This is a genomic window from Collinsella sp. BG-O-102, assembly GCF_023656745.1.
Taxonomy (GTDB): Bacteria; Actinomycetota; Coriobacteriia; order Coriobacteriales; family Coriobacteriaceae; genus Collinsella.
In genome coordinates this window covers 1-20,671 of the sequence record NZ_JAMOKO010000016.1, presented here as the reverse complement: position 1 = coordinate 20,671, position 20,671 = coordinate 1, and the positions used below count along the sequence as shown (strand labels likewise).

General features: G+C 68.8%; 21 protein-coding genes. 3 read left to right on the top strand and 18 right to left on the bottom strand.

The annotated features are described in order from the left end of the window. Nucleotides 1-193: 193 nt before the first annotated feature. Genes NBH09_RS08245 through NBH09_RS08235 form a run of 3 tightly spaced genes read left to right on the top strand, consistent with a single transcriptional unit; the run spans nucleotide 194 to nucleotide 2,450 of the window. Nucleotides 194-640, top strand: coding sequence for a CopG family transcriptional regulator (locus NBH09_RS08245; RefSeq protein ID WP_085829995.1), 447 nt, complete (start codon nucleotides 194-196; stop codon nucleotides 638-640). After that, on the top strand, nucleotides 628-1,899 hold the full coding sequence (locus NBH09_RS08240) for a relaxase/mobilization nuclease domain-containing protein (RefSeq protein ID WP_250787676.1): 1,272 nt from the start codon (nucleotides 628-630) through the stop codon (nucleotides 1,897-1,899). The genes NBH09_RS08245 and NBH09_RS08240 overlap by 13 nt, the downstream gene beginning before the upstream one ends. Then, the gene (locus tag NBH09_RS08235) at nucleotides 1,896-2,450 is read left to right on the top strand and encodes a hypothetical protein (RefSeq protein WP_250787675.1); all 555 of its coding nucleotides are present in this window, start codon (nucleotides 1,896-1,898) and stop codon (nucleotides 2,448-2,450) included. The genes NBH09_RS08240 and NBH09_RS08235 overlap by 4 nt, the downstream gene beginning before the upstream one ends. Before the next feature lie 206 nt (nucleotides 2,451-2,656). On the opposite strand, the gene NBH09_RS08230 is transcribed toward NBH09_RS08235, so the two are convergent. The 18 genes from NBH09_RS08230 to NBH09_RS08140 form a co-directional block, all read right to left on the bottom strand. Further along, on the bottom strand, nucleotides 2,657-3,388 hold the full coding sequence (locus NBH09_RS08230) for a class B sortase (protein WP_250787674.1): 732 nt from the start codon (nucleotides 3,386-3,388) through the stop codon (nucleotides 2,657-2,659). Between the two features lie 72 nt (nucleotides 3,389-3,460). Beyond that, nucleotides 3,461-6,187, bottom strand: a complete 2,727-nt coding sequence (locus NBH09_RS10035) for a VaFE repeat-containing surface-anchored protein (protein ID WP_284703137.1) — start codon at nucleotides 6,185-6,187, stop codon at nucleotides 3,461-3,463. Nucleotides 6,188-6,199: 12 nt separating this feature from the next. Next, complete coding sequence (locus NBH09_RS08215; protein WP_042433176.1) at nucleotides 6,200-6,658, bottom strand: hypothetical protein; 459 nt, start codon at nucleotides 6,656-6,658, stop codon at nucleotides 6,200-6,202. Nucleotides 6,659-6,767: 109 nt separating this feature from the next. Beyond that, complete coding sequence (locus NBH09_RS08210; protein ID WP_250787673.1) at nucleotides 6,768-7,769, bottom strand: VirB6/TrbL-like conjugal transfer protein, CD1112 family; 1,002 nt, start codon at nucleotides 7,767-7,769, stop codon at nucleotides 6,768-6,770. A gap of 2 nt (nucleotides 7,770-7,771) precedes the next feature. Further along, nucleotides 7,772-8,470, bottom strand: a complete 699-nt coding sequence (locus NBH09_RS08205) for a hypothetical protein (protein ID WP_250787672.1) — start codon at nucleotides 8,468-8,470, stop codon at nucleotides 7,772-7,774. 30 nt (nucleotides 8,471-8,500) lie between these two features. Then, nucleotides 8,501-10,102 (bottom strand): C40 family peptidase, encoded by a 1,602-nt coding sequence (locus NBH09_RS08200; protein ID WP_250787671.1) that lies wholly within the window; start codon nucleotides 10,100-10,102, stop codon nucleotides 8,501-8,503. A gap of 2 nt (nucleotides 10,103-10,104) precedes the next feature. Further along, nucleotides 10,105-12,582, bottom strand: a complete 2,478-nt coding sequence (locus NBH09_RS08195) for a VirB4-like conjugal transfer ATPase, CD1110 family (protein ID WP_250787670.1) — start codon at nucleotides 12,580-12,582, stop codon at nucleotides 10,105-10,107. Continuing rightward, nucleotides 12,551-12,976: a PrgI family protein gene (locus NBH09_RS08190; RefSeq protein WP_250787669.1), complete on the bottom strand. Its 426-nt coding sequence runs from the start codon at nucleotides 12,974-12,976 to the stop codon at nucleotides 12,551-12,553. The genes NBH09_RS08195 and NBH09_RS08190 overlap by 32 nt, the downstream gene beginning before the upstream one ends. A gap of 12 nt (nucleotides 12,977-12,988) precedes the next feature. Further along, on the bottom strand, nucleotides 12,989-13,204 hold the full coding sequence (locus NBH09_RS08185) for a hypothetical protein (RefSeq protein ID WP_006234636.1): 216 nt from the start codon (nucleotides 13,202-13,204) through the stop codon (nucleotides 12,989-12,991). 84 nt (nucleotides 13,205-13,288) lie between these two features. After that, nucleotides 13,289-14,992 (bottom strand): VirD4-like conjugal transfer protein, CD1115 family, encoded by a 1,704-nt coding sequence (locus tag NBH09_RS08180; protein WP_284703139.1) that lies wholly within the window; start codon nucleotides 14,990-14,992, stop codon nucleotides 13,289-13,291. A gap of 110 nt (nucleotides 14,993-15,102) precedes the next feature. Beyond that, nucleotides 15,103-15,654 carry a hypothetical protein gene (locus NBH09_RS08175; RefSeq protein ID WP_250787667.1) on the bottom strand — a complete coding sequence of 184 codons (552 nt, stop codon included), beginning with the start codon at nucleotides 15,652-15,654 and terminating at the stop codon, nucleotides 15,103-15,105. 57 nt (nucleotides 15,655-15,711) lie between these two features. Beyond that, nucleotides 15,712-16,245, bottom strand: a complete 534-nt coding sequence (locus NBH09_RS08170) for a peptide ABC transporter substrate-binding protein (protein WP_250787666.1) — start codon at nucleotides 16,243-16,245, stop codon at nucleotides 15,712-15,714. 201 nt (nucleotides 16,246-16,446) lie between these two features. Further along, a complete protein-coding gene (locus NBH09_RS08165) occupies nucleotides 16,447-17,235 on the bottom strand; it encodes an ATP-binding protein (protein ID WP_250787665.1) in 789 nt (262 codons plus the stop codon). Nucleotides 17,236-17,249: 14 nt separating this feature from the next. Beyond that, nucleotides 17,250-17,765 carry a hypothetical protein gene (locus NBH09_RS08160; RefSeq protein WP_250787664.1) on the bottom strand — a complete coding sequence of 172 codons (516 nt, stop codon included), beginning with the start codon at nucleotides 17,763-17,765 and terminating at the stop codon, nucleotides 17,250-17,252. Nucleotides 17,766-17,770: 5 nt separating this feature from the next. Continuing rightward, nucleotides 17,771-18,019, bottom strand: coding sequence for a helix-turn-helix transcriptional regulator (locus tag NBH09_RS08155; RefSeq protein WP_250787663.1), 249 nt, complete (start codon nucleotides 18,017-18,019; stop codon nucleotides 17,771-17,773). Nucleotides 18,020-18,097: 78 nt separating this feature from the next. Then, complete coding sequence (locus tag NBH09_RS08150; protein WP_250787662.1) at nucleotides 18,098-18,316, bottom strand: helix-turn-helix domain-containing protein; 219 nt, start codon at nucleotides 18,314-18,316, stop codon at nucleotides 18,098-18,100. Between the two features lie 778 nt (nucleotides 18,317-19,094). Continuing rightward, entirely contained in the window at nucleotides 19,095-19,766 is a 672-nt protein-coding gene (locus NBH09_RS08145) for a DUF3800 domain-containing protein (protein ID WP_250787661.1), read from the bottom strand. Between the two features lie 124 nt (nucleotides 19,767-19,890). Next, entirely contained in the window at nucleotides 19,891-20,493 is a 603-nt protein-coding gene (locus NBH09_RS08140; RefSeq protein WP_250787660.1) for a Type 1 glutamine amidotransferase-like domain-containing protein, read from the bottom strand. Between the last annotated feature and the right edge of the window lie 178 nt (nucleotides 20,494-20,671).

The window sequence follows — 20,671 nt, the reverse complement described above, 5'->3', positions numbered from 1 at the left end:
CGCGTCGGGCGTCCATAGCACTTGGGGACCGGGCGGCTTCGGACCCGTCATGCCGCGGGCCGTTGGGGAGCCCGCTTTCGCGAGGCCCGGTCCCAGAGGCGGCGCCCGAGCCGGGCCGCCGCCTGCGGGGGATTCCCCGCGCCCCTAGAGAGACGCGCCCGCCGCGCGGCGGGCCCGAGGAAAGGAATCCGCCATGGAAGAGGAAGCCGGCGCCGCCAAAGGCAAGGAGCGCCGCGTCACGTTCCGCATGGAGGGAGGCGACTACGACGCGCTCTGCGAGCGGTGCGAGCGCGCCGGCCTCAGCAAGTCGGAGTACCTGCGCTACCTCGTTCGCATACCGCTGTCGACGGAGGCCAACGCGGGAGACGAGCACCGCATACTCGTGGACCGCAGGGCCCTGTGGGCGATGTCGCGAGAGCTCACGAAGTGGGGCTACCACTACAACCAGGCCGTGCACGCGATGAACCTCATCAACTTCCACGCCCGCCACGGGCACGTCGACCGCGACCTCGTCGCGGAGAGCGTCCCGACGATCGAGCGCGAGCTCGCCGACGTGAACGCCGCGGCCCGAGAGATGGCGGCGGAGCTCGGTCGCATCGGCGCCGACTCGCTCGTGGAGGGCTCGCCATGCCGATCCTGAAGCCAATAAGCGGCCACGGCTCGACGGGCGGCATTCGCCGCTACCTCGAGAAGGGAGGCCGCGCCCTGGCGCGCGACCTGTTCAACCTGAGCTACGACGAGCGCGACGCCGGCGCGCTGGGGGAAGACGCCAAGGAGGCCTGCGCCTGGGACGCCGAGATGGATGCCACGCGTGCCGCGTTCGGCACGGACGCACCCTGGAGGGGCAAGCCCGCACGCACGTTCAAGCACTTCGTGCTCTCGCCGGACCCCGGCGACGACATCGACCTGGCTGCGCTGCGCGAGCTCGCGTGCTCGTGGGCGCTCAAGCACTTCGGCGACCACGAGATCGCCATCGTCTACCACGACGACAACGCCCGCGGCATACCGCACGCGCACATCGTCGTGAACAACGCGAACCTCCGCACCGGCTACCGCATGCAGACCCAGCACCCCGAGGACCTCAACCGAGACCTGCAGGACATGGCGCGCGAGCGCGGGCTGTCGGGGCTCTCCAACGATCGAGCTCCCGAATCGCCGTCGAAGGCGCGCGGGCATGCCGGCGCGGGCGGGCCCAGGAGCCGCAGGAGCGTCTACCTGGGCCGGGCCGAGAAGGAGATCATGCGCTCGGGCGGCTACTCGTGGGTCGGCGACATCCGCGCCCGCGTCGCGCTCGCCAAGACCACGGCGCGCGACGAGGCGGAGTTCCTCGGCATCCTCGACGCCCTGGGCGTGCACGTCGCCGACAACTCGGCCAAGGCGCGGCGGGACGACTGGGTGTTCAGCCTGGCGGAGGAACCGTCCAAGAAGGTAACCGGCGAGCGCCTGGGGTTCGTCTACGGCAAGGAGATGCTGCGCCGGCGCTTCGAGCGCGAAGGCGCCTACCGCCCCACGGACGCGAGCGCCGCGCGGATCCGCGAGGCCGCCGAGCGAGCCCTCGAGCTCAACGACCTCTCGGAGCTGAGCAGGCTCTCCTCGGCGCTCGAGACGTGCGCGAAGTTCGACGTCGAGTCCATCGAGGAGTTCGGGCTCAGGATGGCGACGCTCGAGCGGCGCGGCCAGGCGGGCGGCGAGGGGTACCGCCGCCTCGAGGCCGCGCGCGCCTACATGGCAGAGAACGGGCTCATGCCGCTCAAGACCCGCTACGGGGACGGTGAAGGGCGCGACGATGCCAGCGGCAATTCGCGCCAGTGCCACCGAGCGGACGAGCAGCAGCGCATCCTCGCCGCCGAGCGGCAGCGGGCCCAGCAGGACCAGCGCAGGGAGAGGGGCCGGAGATGATGGTGAGGATAGAGTACGAGGGCGGCAGGACGACGCTGTTCGACACGCTCTCGTTCACGGAGGGGTCACCGTTCTCCGGCGCGAACATGCTCACGGAGTTCGAGCTCGAGATGCGGGAGGAGCCCGAGAAGGGGCTCTGGCTCACGGCGAACTGGCACCAGGTGCGCGACGACTGGCGCGCCGACGCGCCCGCGGATGGCGTCCCGGCGGCGCGCAGGTCCCGCGGTTGGCGCTTCATGCTGGCCTCGGAGGCCGAGCTCGGGCGAGCCCGCCGCGTCCTGCTCGACGGCGACGAGGCGTTCACCCGGGTGCGGGGCTTCCTGTGCGACGCGGCCGCGATCGGCGCCTGCTACCGCGAGCACGTAGGCCCTCCCTCAAAACCGCTGAAGTCGCAGATAAGGGACCTGCAGCGCGCTCTGAGGAGGGCGGAGGTCCCGGGCGTGCCCGACGAGCTGGCGAGGCTGCTCGCGGAAGAGAAGGAAGAGGGCGCCGACGAGGGCGCCCGCAAGGTCAAGGAAGATTGGGGTGACGTCGATGAAGAGGCTTGGTAGGTTCCTCATGGCGGCGCTTAAGGTCACGCTGGGCTTTTTCGTCTGGCTGTTCCGCGCCGTGTTCAAGTGGGTGATGTGAGAAGAGGCGGGCAATTGCCCGCCTCTTTCCGTTGTGCGATTTCGATTTCCCACGGCTAGTCCCGGTCGTCGCCGCCGGCTGCGCAGCAGGCGTAGGCCGTGAGCGCGAGGAGCCCCCACGAGGAGCCCTATTCCGAAGGGCGCGAATCCCATGCTTCCACCTCCTTCGCGTAGACGACGGTGCGCGAGTTGCTCGTCTGGTAGCTGCAGGTGACGAAGGCCCAGGCTTGGGCGACGTCTTTCGGCTCTTCCAGGACGACCTCGCATCGGGACAATTTGTCCCCGAGGTAGGCGTCGAGCGCCGCAGCGTCTGCGAAGTCGGTCCGCTTTCCCTCCGAGCTCGCGTCCACCACGTCAGCCGCGAAGACCTCGAGCTCGATCGCCTTCTCGCGGGTGAAGACCTGGATGGTGCGGTGCCCCTCGGCGAAACCGCGCGACGAGTACTGCGCGAGCGGCGCGAACATGGTGCCGTCGGACATGTGGTGCCCGTACACGATGACGAGCGGGCTTTCGGCTCCTTGCGCACAGCCTGCGTCGATGTAGGGAGCGCCCCATGCGGAGCGCTCGCCGTTAGCATCGTGCGTGAGGTAGAAGTCGGGCGATTCCGGCCGGCCCTGGACGATCGGGTAGTCGACGGTCGTGCCCGGCACTCGCACCCATGCGACGACGGAGGCGGGAAGGGCGTCCCAGTCGATGCCGCCTCCTGTCTCCTTCACCTCCATCGTCGCGTCCTCTTCCGCAGCGGGCACCTCGTGCACCACGTACGGGTTCCTCTCGGGCTGCGGCAGGACGGCGAGCGCCGCCAGCGCCAGCAACGCCACGGCAATGGCGAGCGCCGTGGCGGCTTTCCCCTTGCTCATGTCCTCCCCCGTTCGCAGGGGAGGCCCCGGGCGGGCGCCCAGGGCCTCCGGTTCGGTGTCGATGCGCTGCCGCTACTCTTCCGGCTTTTCGGCCGCCTCGTCCTTGCTCGCGGCCGCCTTGCGCTTGCGGTACGCGAGCGCTCCGCCCGCGCCCGCCGCAGCTGCCAGAGCGATGCCCGCGGCCACGGCGTAGCCGGTGCCGTCGGGGGCGTCGGCCCCGGTCTTGGCGTAGGGCTCCTCGGGGACCTCGGGCGTGTCGGGGTTGTCCACGACGACGCTCTGCTCGGCGGAGTCGATGTCCTCGTGGGCCGCAACGACGTTGCCGGCGGAGTCCAGGACCTTCTCGAAGACGACGAGCTCGTCTCCCTCGGCCAGGCCCTCGGTGCCGAACTCGAAGGTCACCTCGACGGTGCCGGAGGGCGCCTCGGGCTCGAAGGGCGTGCGCGCGGTCACCTCGTTGCCGTCCTTGTCGAGGAACGGCTCTCCGGTGCCCTTGTCCATGAGCGTGCCCACGGCGATGTAGGTCTCGCCGGGGACGAGGCCCTTGTAGGCCACCGTGTCGACGACCTTGGCCTTGCCGGCCTCGACGACCTGGTCGCCGTCGGCGGCGTCGGCCGCCTGCGTGCCCACCTCGACGGCGACGTGGACGGTCTGGCCCTCGTCGGAGAGGTCCGCGTGCGACGCCACCTCGGCTCCGTCCTTGCGCAGGCTCTCGAACACGACCAGGTCGCGGCCGCCGAGCAGGCTCGCGTCGAAGGAGATCTCGACGTCCCGGCTGCCCGTCGAGAGCGCGGGGGCGAACTCGGCCTTGGCCTCCACGGGCATGCCCGAGGCGTCGGCCACGGGCTCGCCGGTCGCCTTGTCGACGAGGGTGGCCGAGAGCTCGTACTCCTCGCCTGCCTTCAGGCCCTCGTAGGCGACGGCGTCGACGACCTTGGCCTCGGCGTCGGCCGAGACGTCCTTGTCGCCGTCCGCCCCGTCCTTTGCCGTGGTGGAGATGCGCGGGCCCTCCTGGTCGTCGAGGCCCATCCACACGGCCTTCGCGACCGTCGAGTCGCGATCGATCCAGAAGCTCCTCGTGATGAGCTCGAGGCCCTCGTTGGCATCGCAGCGCATCTCGGTCATGGTGTAGGCGCCGTACGGCAGGGCCGCCAGCGAGTCGTCGACCGGCGCCGAGGAGCCGTCCTCGCCGAGCGAGAACCAGATGCCGGCCTTCGGGTCCATGTCGGCGGCAGCAATCGGGCCCTCATGGCCGAGCAGGGCGTCGTTGGCGTTGGTGTCCCTCGAGTGCCTGTTCCAGCTGCTCGCGGTCGACGCGTCGCCGTTGCGGTCCGTGACCAGCACGTGAGTCTCGCCGGTGGCCGCGTTCTCGATGGCGAACGGGGCCATGAGGCCGGCGTTGTCGGACTCGCTCTTCTTGGAGAGCTCGAGGTCGTTGCGCACCACCTGGTCGCGGAACTCGAGCGCGGCGCCGTCCGCGGAGGCGCTCACGACCTCGCCGGCGGCGCGGACCTCGAAGGCGCGGGGCTCGCCGTCGGTCAGCAGGTAGCTCCCGTTCGTCGCCGTCTCCCGCACGTCGTAGGTCCCGTACGGCAGTGCGTCGGCCGCGGTCTGCGCGGTGTAGGCGCCGGCCTCGTCGTTCCATGCGGTGGTCAGCGTGGCCACGGCCTCGCCCGGCTCGCGCCACTCTCCGTCAACGAGGACCTTGTGCGCCGAGCGGTTCGTGACGGTGAACTCGATCCCGTCGAGGCCGGGGTGCTCGCCAGGCGCCTCCTTGTGGCCGCTGCCCGCGAGCGCCTCGGACGCCTGCAGCTCCTTGTCGGACTTGGTCACCTGCACGCCGCCGCGGAAGACCTCGTCGGTCACGGGGTCGCCCGTGAGGTCGCGCACCTCGCCGGCCTTCACGGTGAACGCGACGGGGGCGTCGCTGGCGTCGTAGCCCTCGGGCGCGCCGGACTCGACGATGCGGTAATTGCCCGCGGGAAGCGCGTCGGCGCCGGTCGCGGCGACGTGCGACCCGTCCTCGGGCGCGGTCTTGATCGTGGCGCAGACCTCGCCGTCGGCGTAGTACTTGCCGCCGACCAGCACGTAGCGGCCGGTCTCGTTCACTACGGAGAAGCTCGCGCCGTCGAGCGAGGCGTCGCCCTGGGGCTCGGCGCCCGCCTCGGAGTCCTCTTTGGCGACCTTGACGCCGCCTGCGGACCAGCTGAAGCTCACGAGCGTCTGGGAGCCGCCGCCGGTCCTGACGCAGAACGCCTCGAACCCGGCGGAGACCTTGCCGGCGCCCGCCTTCATCTTGGCGAAGGTCCCGCCGATCAGCTCGGATTTCGCCCAGGAGGAGAACTCGGAGCTCGTGCCGTGCGTGGCCGCCGACTCGGACCCCGAGTAGGCGTAGGCGATCAGCACATGGCTCGCCGCGGCGTACTTCGCGTCGTCCCAGCCGCCGCCGTCGTACCAGCTGCCCGGGAACATCGACGCGTCGAAGCCGGGAGAGCCGAACGAGTACCAGATGGCCGCGGTCACGTCGCCGCTCGGCACGGGGCTCGTCGAGTAGGAGCCCGGCGCGGGCGTCGGGGACGAGGGCTCGGCGCAGTAGGCGATGTTCCCGTCGGCGCTCATCCACGTGGTGGCGAAGCCGCCGTAGGGGATCTTGCCGCCGATGGACACGTCGACCGTGCTCGGCGCGGCGTAGGCGGGCGAGGCCGCCACGGAGGCGAGCAGCGCCCCCGCCGCCAGGATGAGCGCCATGGCGCATCGGAGGAGCTTTTCCTGCAGGGTGCAGTCTTTCGCTGCGTTCATCTTTCCGCCTCCCTATCTCTCGACGCTTCGCTGGGCGCGGGGCGCCTCGTGCTCGGCGGCGCGGCTCGCCTGGCGGGCGTGCTCGGCGCGCTCCGCGAGGTAGCGCGAGCGACCTGCGTCAACGGCCTCCTTGAGCTGCGCCGGCATGACCTTCACGGTGTCCTTGACCGCGCGGCCGCCCTCGTCGAGCTCGGGCTGGCCGTCCGGGCCCATCACAGTCTTCCTCAGCCACACCTCGCGGTTCGCGAGCAGCGGTATGTCCCGGAAGTCGGCCCCCTTGAAGCGGCTCTCGTTCACGAACATGGGGCTGAACTCGTAGCCTCCCACGTCCACGCCGTCGACGACGGTGCCCTTGGGAAGGGTCGCCGAGTTGAAGGTCCTGGCCTCGCCGGTCGCGCGGTCGGTGTACTCGATGCCCTCGCGCACGAAGCTCTTGTGCAGCGAGAGGTACACGTTCTTCCTCTCTTCCATGTCTTTCCTCCTTTTCGTTTTCAATCGGTCCTTGTCTTCATCCGCCGGGACGCGTGCCCCGGCGCGGCGCCCCTATCTCATGGCGACCGCCCCCTTCCTCGCTTTTCCGCTAGAAGCCGCTCACGATGTCGCGCGCCCAGGAGCCGCTCTTCACGAGGGCCAGGATGAGCAGCACGCACATGGCCAGGTACTGCAGCGCGTAGGTGAGCCCGTTCGCGACCGCGTCGGCCGGGGTGCCCGTCCCGGGGTTCGCCCCGGTGAGCCCGCCGAGCACGAGCGGGAACGATATGAGCAGCACGAGGATGATGACGCCGGCGATGCAGACCGCCCCGAAGCTCTTCAGGTAGCCAAGGCCTATCTGGCGCGTGGCGTCCATGCCGAGGAACGCCAGCGGGATCGGGGCGAACGCGGCCATGATGTAGAGCTGGAGCGCGCGGGCCCAGCAGACCACGAGGGCGACGACGTAGGCCGCCAGCACCACGACCCAGCTGATGAGGCTCACGACGAGCATGGCGATGAGCGACGGGACGTCGTCGTCGGTGGTGACGACGGACACCTCGGGCAGGTCGAGCGCGCCTCCGGCGCCGAAGAGCGCCTCGACTCGGTCGATGGCGAGCCCGCAGACCTCGTAGATCGACGCCATCAGGTCGAAGCTGTTCTGTATGAGGAACAGGAACACGGCGAAGAACACGAGGAGGAAAACGACCTCCTTGACGCCGGGAAGGCTCTGGCTGCCGTCCATGCGCTGGGAGATCTCGATGAGCTTCAGGGTGAAGACCAGGCCGAGCACCCCGCACCCGATCGGCAGGATGGCAACCTGCCATACGCCCCGGGCGACGTCGTGCATGGTCAGGTCGCTCGAGCTCGTGAGCATGTGCGCGAAGTCGGCCGAGAGGATCCCGTTCGCGCCGATCGACCCGAGCACGCCCGTTTGCGCCTTGAACATCCAGTTGCAGCAGTCGCGCAGGAGGCCGCACAGCCACTCGTTGACGTCCCCGGCGATGTCGGCGTATGCCGGCTGCGCGGGGACGAGCAGGAGCGCGCAGAGGGCGAATGCCGTCGCGGCGGAGATGGCGAACGCCCTTCGGCGTCGCGATTCAAGCGCCCGCACGGCTACATCGCCTCCAGCGAGCCGCCGCGCGAGACCACGGTGACCACCGTCGAGGCGGGGTCGTCGAGCGTGAAGGTCGTCGACGCGACGTTCCCGGCGTAGTCGAGCCACACCTCCTTGTCCCAGGAGGCTCCCGCCGCCTGCGGGGACACCTCCGCCGCCTTCCCGGCGACGGCCTCCTCGATGGCGGCGGCATCCGCGCCCAGCGCCTCGGAGAGGCGGTCGTCGGTGCCGGTCACGGAGAACGCTCCGTCTTGCGCCTTCTGGGGCACGTAGGCCTGCGTCAGGAGGTCGCATGCCAGGGTGCGGGCGTCCCCGTCGCCCGAGACCTGGATGAGCGAGAGCCCTCCCGCCTTGTCGCCGGCTCCCTTGACCTCGATGGGCACGCTGAGCACGCCGCCGGCCTCGGAGGGCTCCTCGGCCGAGAAGAACCAGGCGCGCTCGGAGCCGCCCGCGCACTCGACCATGGCGCCCTCGACGATCCGCAGCGTGGCTGTCGGGTCGTCGGCGCCCGTCCACGCGGTGTTCCAGAGCGCCTCGGCGCCCGAGGCGGCCTTCCCGGTTGCCGCGTCGGCGCCTGCAGCCGCGGGCTGCTCTTGCTCCTGGAGACTATCCTGCGCGCCTTCCTGCGGGGCGATGGCGCAGCGCGCCGCGCCCGCGCCGAGCGCCACGACGAGCGCGCCTGCCGCGACGGCGGCCATGACCCTTGACTTTCCCTGCATTGGTTTCTCCTATCTCGCGGTGAGCGCGCAGCTGAAGCTGCCGATGCCGCTCGCTATACGGCACACGTCGCCCGTTCGCGGCTCGTGTATGTACCTGTCGTCGCCGATGTAGATGGCCACGTGGCCCGAGCGGTAGAGGATGTCGCCGGGCTTCGCCTCCGAGAGCGGTATGCGCCTGAGCTCCTCGTACTGGGAACCCGTGTAGTGGCTTATGCGGATGCCCGCCTGCGCGTAGCAGTACTGCGTGAGCCCGCTGCAGTCGAGCGCCTTGCCGGGGGTCGAGCCTCCCCACACGTAGGGCACGCCGAGCTGGCTGTACGCCGCCTCGACGATCGCGTTCCCGTTCGCGGCCGGGTCCTTCAGGTCCTCGACCGTCATGGAGTCGAACCTGTAGAGGCCCCATTGCGCCATGATCGACTTCAGGGACTCGACGTAGGACGAGTCGGTCGCCCAGCCGGCGTCCTTGAGCCCCTCGGCCATCCTGTCCGAGTCGTGCCTCTCGATCGCCTCGCGGATGAGGGCGTTGCCCGAGTAGCGCTCCGCCTGCAGGAAGACCCTGCTGCGGAAGCGGATGCAATCGGCGTCGCCGGTGAAGCGGATGAAGCTCGCCGTGATCTGGGTGTGCTCGCCGGGCACGTACTCCTCGCTGGTGGCCCAGTTCGCCTTGCCGGCCACCTCGGGGCAGCCCGCGTAGCCCGACCACCACTTCATGCCGAAGAGGTTGTGGTCGCGCTCTGCGAGCCGGCTCATGCGGTCGCCCTGGCCGGACTCCTGGATGATCTGCGCGATGGTGCAGCCCGCCGGGTGCCCGTACTCCTCCTGGCACTCGAGCGCCGCCTCGACCATCTCGTAGGTGATGTAGGGCGGCAGCCCCTCGAGGCCCTGCTTGGAGGCCGCGTCGTCCCAGAAGCCGAACAGCGCGCTCAGCAGCTGCGCGACGGCGAGCGCGCAGGCGACGAAGGCCACGATGCCGGCCACCGCCCCGAGCAGGGCGGGCGCCGCGCCCGAGACCGCGCCCGCGATCGCGGAGGCGGCGCCCTTCGACCCCGCGGCGCGGGCCGCCTCGCCCGACGCCTGCGCGGCCGCCTGGGCCGCCTGGTGCTTGGCCGGGGCGGTCGCGCCGGCTGCCTCGGGGCCGCGCGCGCCTCCCTTTGGGGCGCCGAGGGCGGTCGCCGCCTTGCGGCTGCCCCGGGCGGCTTTCTTCGCCTTCCTCTGCCGCAGCCCTCCCGCGGCCTTCTTGGCCGCACGCCCCGCGTCGTACATGCCCGAGGCGCCCTCGAGCTCCTCCGAGTCGTCGAGCTGGGAGACGGCCTCCCTGGCGATCGCCAGCTTCGCCGCATCGACGCGCGAGCGCATCGCGGCCGCCGCGCGCCGGTCGCCGGCTGGTTGGGACAATTTGTCCCCGAGCCCGCCTTCCGGCGCGTCGGGCCTGGAAGGGCGCCCCTCCGCCGTTGCGGCGGGGCCTCCCGCCTCGTCGAGCGGGCCGGCGCCCTCCGAGACGTTTCCCAGGGCGTCGCGCTCGGTCTCCGCGACGTCGCCCGCGGTGAGCACGTCGCGGCGCTGCGCCCCGACCACCTCGAGCATCCCGCCGCCCTCGCTCGGGCCGGCCATTCCTATTCCTCCGCCTCTCGCGCCGCTCGGCGCATCTCGCGCTCGGCGACCTCTGCGGGCTTGGTGTTCCACAGGTCGTAGAGCGGGCCTTTCGGGAAGTCGTCGGTGATGGGCACGCGGATCCCGGCGCTGATGAGCAGACCCTCGCCGGGCTTGACGGCGTCGCCGATGTAGCCGCGCTCCGTGGCGGAGAGCTGGAGCATCTCCGCCCATGCGTCGAGGTCGGCGGTGGACTGCTTGTGCAGCAGGAAGAACTCGGAGTTGAGCACCATGTCGCGGGCCTCGGCGTTGGCCAGCATGTGGCTCGTGTTCTGGCTGATGCCGGTGCAGATGAGGCCGAACTTGCGCCCCTCGCGCCACAGGCGGGCGAAGTACTCGACCACCGTCGGGTGCGCGAAGAGGCTCTGCACCTCGTCGATGTAGAGCCAGGTGTAGTTGGGGCGCGGCGGCGTGACCATCACGCGGTTGCGCACCATCTCGAGCGCCGTGATCATGCCGAACACGCGCATGTTCTGGCCGAGGCCGTGCATGTCGATGTTGGTGATGCGGTTGTCGAGCGCCACGTTGCTCTGGCCGTTGAAGAAGGAGAACGCGCCCTTCACGTAGCGCTCGTAGCGCAGCGCGATGTCGGCGGCCTCGGGCTCGGGCTGAGCGAGCAGCGCCGCGTGGAAGTCGCCGAGCGTGGGCAGGCGGCCGTCCCTCGCGCACTCCCGGTACGCCTCGCCGACGCAGCGGGCGATGATCGAGCGGTCGCGCTCCGGCAGGCCCTCGCGGCCCTCGGCCATGAGCGCGCTCGAGAGCGCGAGCACCGCGTCGGTCTTGTACGCGAGCTTGGCGGCGTCGGCGCGGTCCGCGACGTCGGCGGTGTCGAGGGGGTTGAGCACCGCCGAGCATCCCGGGGCGAGCTCGACGTTCGCGCCGCCGAGCGCGCCGACGAGGTTGCCGTACTCGCCGGCCGGGTCGAAGATCACGACCTCGTCCTCGGGGTGCGCGAGCACGGTGTTGGTTATCTCGCGCTTCACCGAGAAGCTCTTGCCCGAGCCGGGCTTGCCGCACACGAAGCCCATGGGGCTCGCCAGGCGCTTGCGGTCGCACAGCACCAGGTTCCCGCTCTCCTTGGACTGCCCGTAGTAGCCTCCGCCCGCCTCGTCGAGGCTCTGGCTGGCGAAGGGCATCTGCATAGCCACCTGCCCCGTGGTGAGGTAGCGGCTCACGGCGACGTGGTTGTCCCCGAGCGGGAGCACCGAGTTGAGAGCCTGGCGCTGCCGGAAGTGGAGCGGCTCGAGGCCGATCGTGCAGCCCTGCGCGACGCTCGTCACCTGCTGGACGCGGCGGTCGAGCTCCTCGAGGCTGTCGGCCCAGGTGTAGACGAGGCCCGTGTAGACGAACAGGCGCTCGGACTTGTTGCGCAGGAAGTCGAGCAGCTCCTCGGCCTCCTCCTTCGAGAAGCGCAGCTCGGGCGGCAGGATCTGGTAGTCGTAGCCCTTCTTCACGGCGCTCATCTGCTCGTCGATGATCTCCTTGTCCATCCAGTCGATTTGGCGCTTCACGAGCGCGAGCGCCTCGCTCTGCGCGATGGGCTGCACGTGCAGCGTCACGTTGAGCGGCAGCGGCAGGTCGATGATGGAGGCGAGGTAGGTCTCCTCGATGACCGACCCGAAGCTGCGCACCGCGAGCACCGCGCCGTAGCGCCCGTCGCTGCAGAAGCAGTCGGACCTGCCCTCGGGCTTGAAGTCGAGCGTGGAGGGCATGACGAAGTCCTTCGTGCGCGCGCCGGACGTCGGGGACAATTTGTCCCAGGAGAACTCGAAGCGCGACCCCGGGCGCAGCTGCCCCTGCAAAAGCTCGAGCCTCTCGGCGCCGTCGAGGGCGCGCGACGAGCAGCGTATGCGCGCGAGGGTCTGCTCCACGTCGCCCCGGATGCGCGCGAGCTTGGGCACCGCGGCGTCGACGTCGTCGGCGCCCACGGCGTAGGTCAGGTAGCGGTGGCGCACGAGGTTCGAGACCCCCTCGCGCATCTTGTCGTTGAGGACCCGGTTGTACTCTTCGGCGAGCCCGGCGGTGGCGCGCTCCCCGGGCTCGAAGAAGACCTTGCGGCCGACCTCGTCGGCGGGGATGGGCGCGTTCACGACCTGGAGCTGCACGTGGGAGTCCGCCGGGAAGTAGTTGAACAGCGAGCTCATCACGGTGAAGGCCGTCTCGCGCGCCTCCTTGCGCGCGGACTGGTAGCTGATGTCGGAGAACTCGACCGTCTGGCTGAACACCCCCGGCATCACCTGGGCGATCCCGTCCCTGTACATGGCGTCGTAGCCGACGTAGGCGGCCATCTCGCGCGAGCGGTCGCGCTCCCGGCGGCGCCTCTGCCGCTCGGCCTCCGCGCCCTTCGAGGCGTCCTTGCGCCCGCCCGTGCCGCCGAGGAGCAGCCCGAGGGTGCTCGGGCGCTTCGGCCTATTCTCCTTGCTGGTTCTTGCTCGGCTCATAGAGCTCGGCTCCTTTCTTCCTGGCCCTGCGCCTCGCGCGACGCCCCGGGCGGCCCGGGCGCGGCGAGCCCTCGGGGAGGCTCGCGGCGAGGCAGGGCTCGTACGCGAGCAGCTGCGGGGAGAGCTCGTGGGCCGCCAGGAGAGGCAGCAGCTCCTCGGCGCGCATGCCGAAGGGCCGCCAGAACCCGGCGAGCCAGAACGGCATGCTGCAGAGCATGATCGGGAAGGCCACGTCCGCGACGTCTGCGCGCAGGCCCAGGTGGACGAAGGCCGCCGCCCCGACCGCGCTGCCGAAGCCGAGCGACACGCAGGCGAGCGTGCGCAGGCTCATCTTCCCGACGATCTTCTCCTCGTACTCCCCGATGTCCTTCTGCACCGGTATCCTGAGCGCCATCCGCGACGCCCCCTATGCCGGCAGCCAGGACGTGTCCAGCTGCCCGAAGTAGACCGACGCGGCGATGATGATCGCGCCGCCGGCGATGGTGGAAATGGCGGTCGCGATCTGCGGGCCGCCCTGCTGCTCCCTGATGGCCAGGCCGAGCGAGACCGCTCCCCACACGACCAGGAAGCCGCCGAGGAAGGTCACGCAGCCCGACACGAGCTTGATGACGTTTGCGAGCATGCTGCTCTCCTTTGCTTTCGGTTGACGATGTTCCTTTCTGCTCCTCCCCCGCGGCGGGGGAGGCCCGCGCCCTTCGCGGCCCCGTCACGAGAGGCCATCCTTCCGCCTGCGGTACTCCGCGAAGTCGAACGGGCCGCGGCGCGCGGCCTGCTCGAGCAGGCGCGAGCGCGAGTGGCGCTCGAGCCGGTACTTCCGGTCCATGAGCGGCATGCACCCGTTCACGAGCACGAGCGCGTCCTCGCGCGGCATGCGCGCCACCTCGGCGGGCTGTATGAGGTCGCGCTCGGAGACGCCGCGGTTCACGGTCCGGGTCCAGCCGGCGCCCCGCGAGTCGCTCTGCGTCTCGCTCGCCACCGTCTGCTTGCCGGCCATCTTGCTGATCTCCTCGTTGGTCTCGTTCGCCTTGCCGCCCAGGTAGAGCAGCGTGTCGCAGGCGTTCACGATGGTCTCGGCGTTGTTGTCGCCGTAGGTCTCCTTCAGCTGCGAGAGCGACTGGGCGATCATCGAGACGGCGATGTTCCTGCTGCGGGTGACGGCGATGGTGCGCTCGAAGTCGGGTATGCGCCCGATGTTGGCGAACTCGTCGAAGACGAAGTGCACCGTCGTGGGCAGCGAGCCGCCGTGCGCCTCGAGCGCCTCGGCGCAGAGCGCGCTCACGGCCGTGTCCATGAGCAGGGCGAACAGGAAGTCGAAGGTCGAGTCGGTGTCGCTCATCGACGCGAAGAGCGCGACCTTGGCGCCCTCGTCGCCCATGTGGGCGAGGTCGAGCTCGTCTTTGGAGGTGAGGTCGCGCACGGCGCGGATGGAAAGCGGCTTCAGGCGGACGTTGCAGCTCGAGAGCATCGACTTCATGGTGTCGCCGGCGGCCACGCGGAACTCGCGGTAGCTCGCGAGCGCGAAGTCGTCGGGCGGCGCCGGCTCGCGGACCTTGACCCACTCCCACGCGCCGTCCTCCTCGGCGAAGCCGCGCAGCGATCCGCCCTCCGCCGAAGCGCCGCCGCGCCTGACGTAGCGCTCGCCGGTCTCCAGCTCGCGGAACACCATGTCGAGCGGGCTCATGTAGCCCGGGTCGTCGCGGGCATCGGCGAGCGAGAGCAGCGTGAGCAGCCCGTCGAGGTTTCGGTCGGCGGGCTCGCAGTGCATGACGAGGTAGGCCGTGAGCGCGGTGTAGACCAGCCGCTCGGCCTTCTCCCAGTAGGGGTCGCCCTTGTGGTCGGCCTCGCCCTCGGTGTTGGCGACGATGCCGCGGGCGAAGCGGATGACGCCCGCCTCGTCGCGTATGTAGGCTATGGGGTTGAAGCGCATGGAGCGCGAGAAGTCGATGGTGTCGAACGCGCGGATCTCGTAGCCGAGCTCCGCCAGCGCGCCGCCCATCTCGCGGATGAGCGTGCCCTTCGGGTCGGTCACGAAGAAGCTGGCGTTGGCCTGCAGGAGGTTCGGCTTGACGTAGTAGCGCGTCTTGCCGGTACCGGGCCCTCCCACCACGAGCACGTTGTCGTTGGTGTCGGTGGAGAGGTCGAACCTGCGGCTCACGAGGCGGATGCGCGCGTTGTCGGTGAGGATGATGTTGTTGTCGGGGTCCTTGGGGTCGCCGAAGGGCGCGATGTCCTTGCGCGTGGCCCACCTGGAGCTACCGTGCTCCTCGCCGTCGCGCCGGGCCCCCTTGGTCCCCAGTGAGCGGGCCCAGGCGAGGAGCGCGCCGCACGCGCAGGCGGTCCCGGCGCACAGGGGAAGCGCCTCCGCAGAGAAGACGCGCCCCGCGCGGAGCGCCGCGGGGATCGCCGCCATGGCGGCCTCCGGGTCGAGGATCGGGTTCGCGCCCGACGCCGCGATTGCCGCGGCCGCGAAGTCTCCCGCGGCGAACGCCGCCGCGGCCAGCGCGGCCGCCGCCTGCCACCTCATCTCTCGGGCCCCTCGATCTGGCGCGGGCCGCGGTCCCGGCCGATGCCCTGGCTGTGGGCTCTCGAAGCCTCGCGCGCCCGCTCGGCGCGCTCGGCCAGCCGCTCGGGCGCCTGGCGCCTCTCGGCTATCTCGGAGAGCCGCTCCCTTGCGCGATCGGCGGCCTTTCCCGTCTCTTGCTCCAGCTGGCGGAAGGCCTCGTCGACCTCGGGCGCGTCCTCCACCTTGAAGAGCAGCCAGTCGCGGCCCTCGCCGGGGATGATGTGGTGCTCGACCGACGCGGCGCGCAGCTTGTCGGAGACGACCTCCTTGATCGTCGCGTACTCGGGAAGCCCAGAGAGCTCCTCGAGGCTGAGCTTCGCGTAGGTCGGCACGCCCTCGGCCGCGATGGCCTCGGCGCGCCCGCCGGCGATGGTCCCGCGGATTCCCGCGAGGCGCTCGGAGAGCTCCCTCGCGCTGCGCGCCATTGCCTCGGCGCCGGCCTCCTGGCCGATCCTCAGCATCCAGTCGAGCAGCTTGCCGCCCGCCTCGTCCCCGTAGTCGCTCGCCATCCCGCGCCTCCCTTCCAGTCGAGATGAAAAAGGGGCGCCTTCGCGCCCCGGTCGTCCCTATTCGGCCCCGACGGCCCTCTCGCGCGCCATTGGGGCGCGTGCTTCCTGCCCGGCGTGCGCGCGGCTCGCCTCGCGGGCGGACGCGGCGCGCTTCGCCAGCGGCTCGGGCGCCTTCTCGTGCAGATGGGCCCACTCGCCGCTGCGGCACTGCTCGGGCGTCGCCTCGCACATGTCGCGCATGGCGCGCTCGAACCGCTCGGGCTCCTGGGCGATGGCGCCGAAGCTCCAGCTCTCGAAGCCGGTCCACGCGTCGCCGTCGCGCTTGAGCGTCCACCACTCGTCGCCGCCGTTCACCTGCTGGATGAACGCGAGGTCGCGGTAGCAGAACCCCTGGCGTATGGCCCAGTTGCCCGAGCCGAGCGCCTCGCGGAGCCTGTCGACGCTGTCCGTGCGGGAGAACTCGTAGGGGTGCTCCTCGAGGAACGGGTCGTCCTGCCAGTCGAAGCCGCCGACCTTGAGCCAGCCGTTCTCCTGGCACTTCTCCACGAGCCCGTCGTGCTCGCGGCCGGTTATCCTCTCGAAGCCGTCCATGGGCCCTCCGCCTTTCGTTTCTCGTTTGGCGGGCGGCGTCCTCGCGATGGGGGCACGGTGCGAGTCGGAGCAGGCGCGCGTGCCGGCGCGTCGGCGCCGCCCAAGACGTGTATAGCGATTTCGATTGCGGTAGAGAGTGGGGCCGCCCGCGACGGGTCGAGCCGGGTCGAGCCGTCCGCGCCTCCACGGGAAGCGCACAAGCTAGCCGAGGCGGCGCCTGTCCCTTCCGCCCAGGTAGACGGTCCTGCAGGTCTGGGAGATCCTGCTCGCGATCGCCTCTGCCGTTACGCGCTCGCCGCGCCTCGCGAGCCTGTCCGCCAGCGCTCCGGGCGCGTAGTTCGACGTGACGATGGTCGGGCGCATGTCCTCGTAGCGCGCGTCGAGCACGCTGAACACGGTGCCGACGGACCATTCCGTCGCGTCCTCCTTGCCGAGGTCGTCGAGCACGAGCACGTCGCACTTGGCGTACCGCGCGACGGCGGCCTCGGTGCCGCCCTCGTCGAACGTCGCCTTCACGCGCTCGAGCATGCCCTTGGCCGTCGTGAAGGCGACGTCGTAGCCGGCCTCGGCGAACAGCCTGGCCATGGCGGAGGCGGCGTGCGTCTTGCCGGCGCCGACGCCCCCGTGTATGTAGAGCCCGGCGCCCCCGTTGCCCGCAAACGAGGCGATGTACTCGGCGAACTCGGGGCGGTCGGCCTCGGCGGCCCAGTAGCGCCTGGGGATGCCCGCGCGCGAGAGCGCCTTCTCCCGGCGGGCGGCCTCCTCCTTGGCGGCGAGGGCCGCGCGCCTTCGCGCCTCGGCCTCCCGCTCGCGAGCCGCGCCCTCGCACGGGCAGGGGGCGGCGGAGACCCAGGCGACCCTGCCCGCCAGCGCCGCGCCGAGCGGATCGAGGGCGGCGCCGCAGTGCGGGCACGCCCTCGGCTCCGGCTCGTCGAAGGAGAGCCCGGCCGCGCGGGCCTGCTCCAGGGTGATGAGTCCCGCTCGGTCCATCGGGCGCCCCTTCCTTATCTTCTGAAGTCCTTGTTGTCCCTTTTGCTTATTGGGTGGCATATCGTCAGGGGTTTCCCTGTCATCTCGTCAGGGGTTCGGGCTGCGAACCCTGACGGTTCGTCATCCTTGTTCTCGGCGAACCCTGTCATTTCGTCACCCTTTCGCGCCGGGAACCCTGACGATTCGTCAGGGGTTGCCAGCGCTCCGGGCGGCAGCCTCTCGCGCACGATGCGGTACCGCTTGGTGGCGTGCCCGCGCGCCGGGGCGTGCATGCCGCACTCTTCGATGAGGCCCCGGTCGAGCAGGTCGCGGATGGCGCGGTGGACGCTGCGCTCCTGCACGTTGAGGAACCGGGCCAGGCCGCCCTTGCTCTCGAAATAGCCGCACCCGGCGTCGCAGAAGCCGAAGATGCGCGCGTAGACGAGCAGGGGAAGGCCGGAGAGGCCCAGGTCCGCCATCATGAAGTGCCGTACCGTCGTGAACTCGCGCGGGGAGGGGCCGTCGCGCCCCTTCGGGCCTGTGGCCGCCATCGGCGCTAGCCCCTTCTGGGCGAGCCGACGATGCTGTTCCGCTCGACCCATGCGACGAGCTCGTCGTGCAGCACGATGCCGTCGCGTGTCTTGCCGCCGATGTAGCGGATCGGGAACGGGTCGTCAGGGTCCTTGGCGAGCCGGTACATGGCGTCGCGGCTGATGCGCAGCATCGCGCACGCCTCGTCGGCGCCGAATATCGCGTTGGTCGATGCGATGAGCCTCACCTGGCTCCTGCTAGTGCTCTTGGTCATGGTCGTCCTCGAGCTCCTTTCGTCTCGAGGCTCCCTCGCGTGCCCGGCCGCGGGCGGCTCCCGGGGCGGTCGCCGCCGTCATCTCCTGCCGCTCCTCGACTCGATGTAGGCGTCCACCGACGCCCTCGACACCAGGAGCTTCCTTCCGAGCCTGTACGAGTCGATCTCTCCCGACCAGATGAGGTCGTACGCCTTGTTTCGGCTCGCCCTCATGTACTCCTGCATCTCGATCACCGTCATCCATTCGTCCCGATCTTGGCTTCCCTCGGGCGCGGCGCATTCGGCTGTGCGTGCCATGGTTCCTCCAATCTTCCCGTGCGGCACCGCGCGGGCACCCCGCACGGCACCGTGTCCCTTTTCGTCTGCGCGACGATTGAACCGCCTGATGTCGATTGGTGAGCACGGCAGGAGAGGAGACGGGTCGAGGTGGGTCGAGCTGGTCGCGTCTTCACGAAACGGCCATGAGCCGCGTGTCTTAGCCGGCAGCTAAGTCCCTGAAAAGTAAAAGGCGCCCATGCGGGCGCCTGCCTAGTAGCTGGAGTTGTTCGGTTGCGGTCGGAATGCTCGTCTTCCGCGGTGCTGTCGTCCGGGGTCCGGCATCTGTCGTTCGCCTCTTCTGTCGTGTTTGATGTTGCGTGTTATGCGAGCGACCTTGCGCGGGCCTGCCGGCCCGTTGCCCCAGGTGCACCCGGATAAATGGTACCCATCCGTTGGGACACGGGCACCGCGGGAGGGCCGTCTGGGCAAGCTGGGATGGACGAGCGGCGGGGCTCAAAAGGCAATAAGTCGAGCTAAAGGGCCTTGCGCTCTATTTTGTAAAACGCGAGGGCGCAATCAACTCGACGATTTCCCCGAACCCTTTCTGAACCAATGGGGAGCGAATGCGGAAGCCATTGAGGCATGCAAGAAATAGGGGCAAAAAAATAGGGCAGAATCGCTTTCACGATCCCGCCCCGCAAACCCGAGGGTTTCTAACTGGAACCTATTATGCAGCTAAGTGGCGTCTTATCAACACCCCCCCCCGCGTAACAGACTCCATTGTCGGTAAACGCTCCGCCAAGGGCTGATCGCCTCTCTAGACGAGCTTCTTGCGCGTCTCCTTCAGTATGCCCTTCTTGAAATCGGACCACTTGCCGAAGAACTTCTCGTCCGTCGCGGTGGCGGTGTGCTCCGCGTATTTGATTGCCGTGAGTTCCATGGTGCAGATGTAGTCCGCCGCCTGCGAAAGCCGGTACTCGGAGGGCTGCGCCGATCGGTAGACGACGGCGTCCTTCGACAGCGCGTACTCGATTGCGCGGTGCAGCGACTCGGCGATGGAGCGCCGGCCGTAGTCATAGTAGACCTTGACCATATCGTAGGATTGCAGCTCCGCGAGGTTGTCGAACAGGAAGTTCACGATATCCCTTCGCATCGCCCCCGCGAGCTTGTCGAGCGAGGCGAACTGCTTGGTCGCGTATGCGAGGGTGCGGTACCTCACAGGCGTGTGGCGGAAGAAGACGCGGAACGAGCCGAGCATCATCTTGCGCGTCCTCAGGTCGAGCCCCGAGTACTGGTCCTTGCCGTTCATGAGCGGCGACGCATGGAAGGGTATGTCCGGGAGCCCCTTGGCGCGAAGGGCGCCCTCATATGCCGCGATCGAATCCGCGATGCTCTCGGATTGGTCGTGCATGACGACGGTGAGCAGGTAGTGGCGGTCGGAGAGGCCGTCGCTTCCCGACTCGTCGACGAAGATGCTGAGTTCCCGCATTGCTCTCATGGATAAGAAAAAAGCCGGGAAAAACGTCCCCGGCACTTGGAAGCCTTCCTAACGGAAAACCAATTACCTTGTATCATGCACTGTCCGAAAATTCAAGGACACTCGAATTTTCAAATTAGTCTTTGCAAATAACCTTTGAGCCTTCACCATCAATTACAATTCCCTGACGGTTGTTAATTGGGCATAGATTCAAATCCGAAAACTCAGTCATTATTTTCTCGGTAACCTTCTTAAATGGTGCCGTAAGATAATGCGGAAGAACATAGAAATCGATCAAATCAAGCCCTGCATCATCTTCCTGTGAGTAGTCCTCCGGCTTTTCATCCATTTGCTCAATATATTGGATGGTAGGAGCGCATATAATCGCACCTGCCGATTCACCGATCATCAGTTTTCCCTTTGCCAATTCCTTCTTCAACAGCTCATCCGTTCCCGTTTTACGGAGCTGGTCCATAAGGAAGAAAGAATTTCCACCGGTAAAATAAATCACATCCGCATCTTCAAAAACGGACTGTATCGTTGAATAAGCCTCCGTTGAAATATCAATTTCAGTTACGGTTGCTCCCAGTGTATTAAATAGCTTTCGAGCCGAGCCGACATAACCGGTGTAGCCTTCACGCAGCGAAGCTGTGGGAATAAATGCGACTTTCTTGTTATCAATTTCTTCTTTTATCAAACTTCCTACACTTGAAAAGTGCGAACATAAAAACAGCTTCATCCATGTTCTCCTTTAGGTAGCCCGGAATTGCTCGTCGAGAAGAGGAATGTGCGAGCAAAAGACGATATGAGAAAGCCATTGGGGCCGCCTCCCCCGCGGCGCAGCTTCTTTCCGCGGGCTCGGGGTGCCACAATGGGCTTTGAGTATCGGCCCGTGCGGTAGCCCTTACCGCACCTGC